This window comes from Ideonella sp. P3_A4 (assembly GCF_056403075.1).
In genome coordinates this window covers 1-2,080 of the sequence record NZ_JBFUGE010000861.1, presented here as the reverse complement: position 1 = coordinate 2,080, position 2,080 = coordinate 1, and the positions used below count along the sequence as shown (strand labels likewise).

General features: G+C 65.2%; 3 protein-coding genes. 1 reads left to right on the top strand and 2 read right to left on the bottom strand.

Annotated elements, in window-relative coordinates; all coding sequences use genetic code 11:
- Positions 1–80 precede the first annotated feature (80 nt).
- Entirely contained in the window at positions 81–548 is a 468-nt protein-coding gene (locus AC1DYI_RS33745; RefSeq protein WP_477208469.1) for an ester cyclase, read from the bottom strand.
- 98 nt (positions 549–646) lie between these two features.
- Between AC1DYI_RS33745 and AC1DYI_RS33740 the strand changes: the two genes are divergently transcribed.
- Positions 647–1,558, top strand: a complete 912-nt coding sequence (locus AC1DYI_RS33740) for a LysR family transcriptional regulator (RefSeq protein ID WP_477208468.1) — start codon at positions 647–649, stop codon at positions 1,556–1,558.
- A 49-nt stretch (positions 1,559–1,607) separates the two neighbouring features.
- Here the strand turns inward: AC1DYI_RS33740 and AC1DYI_RS33735 are convergent.
- On the bottom strand, positions 1,608–2,080 hold a 473-nt coding region (locus AC1DYI_RS33735; protein WP_477208467.1), incomplete at its 5' end, for a hypothetical protein.

Genomic DNA, 2,080 nt, shown 5'->3' with positions numbered 1-2,080 from the left:
GGTGTCTGGTCTTCCAGCACGGCGTGGCTGGGCGTTCCGAATTCGTGGATGCGAAGGGCTTTCATGGGAGTCTTTCGTATTCAGTGGTTGTTGAGCGCAGGGAAGGCACCCAGCTGCTGGAACAGCCCGAACCAGTCTTCGAGGTGCCTGGTCCGCGTGATGCGTTGGCCGTCGAGTTCGTGAAACTCGTGCAGCCGGAAACTGACCTTCTTGCCGGTGGCCGGGATGCCGAACAGTGGCCCGCGGTGCGTGCCGGTGATCTCGGCGCGCACCCCTATGCGGCCGGGCACCTGGATCAGCTCGTGGATCGTGATGTGGACGTCCGGCAGGGCTTCGATGAAGCCGCGGATGATGGGCTTCAGGCCCTCGGGGCCGGGGCCCTGGCCGGGCGCCAGCGGGATGTCGTCCCAGTCGGGGGTGACGGCGATGTCGAGCAGGTCGGGGTTCTTGTCGCTGAACGCGCGGTACAGCGTCTGAACCGCCTGTCGCTCGGCGTGCAGCCGCGCGGTGTCGCCGGCCATGGTGGGGGTTAGGGGCAGGGAGCTCATGTCGATCGGCCTTGCTGTGTTGATCAGGAATGGCCTCATTCTGGGAAGCTGCCTAAAATCTGTCCAACAAATGACCGATATAGATCAGTATTCGTTTTATGGATTTTCATGGCGTCGATCTGAACCTGCTCGCGGCGCTCGATGCGTTGATGAGCGAGCGCAACGTGACCCGCGCCGCCGCTCGCGTGGGCGTGAGCCAGCCTGCGATGAGCGCTGCGCTGTCGCGGCTGCGCAAGCTCTTCGGCGATCAGCTCTTCATCCGCAGCGCCGAGGGCCTGCTGCCGACGCCGCGAGCCCGTGACCTGGCCGAGCCGGTGTCGCAGGCGCTGCGGCAGATCGAATCAGTGGTCGTCAGCAAGCCGACGTTCGTTGCAGCCGAAGCCTCGCTGACATTCACGCTGGGCTTGTCCGACTATCCAGCCCACGTGCTGTTGCCAGCGTTGCTGCAGGCGCTGGGCAAGCAGGCGCCGGGTGTTTCGTTGAGCGTGCACGCCTTCACGGGCCGTGATGACGCGGTCGATCTGCTCGATGCGGGGACGATCGACGCTGCCATTGGCGTGCCGCCCACGCAGCAAGAGAGCCGGATCCTGACGAGGACCATCCTGACGGATGAGTTCGTGACGCTGGTCCGTCGCGACAACCCGACGGCCAGGCAGGGCATGAACATGAAGGCGTTTCTGGCGCTGCCGCATGTGCTGGTGTCACCCGAGGGCGATCGCCACGGGCACGTCGACCAGGCGCTGGCGCAACTGGGCAAGCGGCGCACGCTCGCGTTGACGCTGCCCCACATGTTTGCGGCGCCCGGTGTCGTGGCGCAGACGAACATGACGACCACGGTGCTGAAACGCGTGGCGTTGAACTCGCCCGCCCGCCGCAAGCTGGTCCTGTTTCCACCACCGGTGGCGCTGCCGACGGTGGTCTACGACCTGATTTGGCATCGTCGCAACGACACCCACCCGGCGCAGCAGTGGTTCAGGGAACTCATGGCTTCGCTGGCCACGTCACTGTGAAGGTGGTGGCGCAGGCCTTGTCGGGCCCGCGTGCCCGGGCGAGGTCTGCCTACTTCGCCTCGTAAGCCTGGCCCGTGAAGACGTAGCGTGTCGTCTTGTCCACCGTGGTGGCCGCAGTTTCCGGCTTGCCGGGTGGCGTGACCTTGCCGCGGGTTCGCAGCTTGAGGTCGTGGAAGCCTTGGGCCGACTTCTCGGGGGCGATGACGACGATGGTGTTGGTCTTGGTGGTGTCAATGCAATCGGTGCCGCATTGGGTGCCCCAGGATTCCCAAGACACGTTTTGCACCAGCACCTGCTTGATCGTCTTGCCGTCGAGCACCAGCAGCCACAGGTCGCTGCTGTACTGGTCGAAGCTCGCTCCGCGCAGCCTCGCTTCAACGTGGACCGGAATCGCTGGCATCTTCGGGGCGATCGGGTAGTCGGCCGTGTCGAAGCGGACGGCGCGAATCTCGCCCTCCACATCGACCGGCAGCGTGGCCTGCGCCGCGAGTTGGCCGCCTTTGAAAGCCATCACCACCAGGC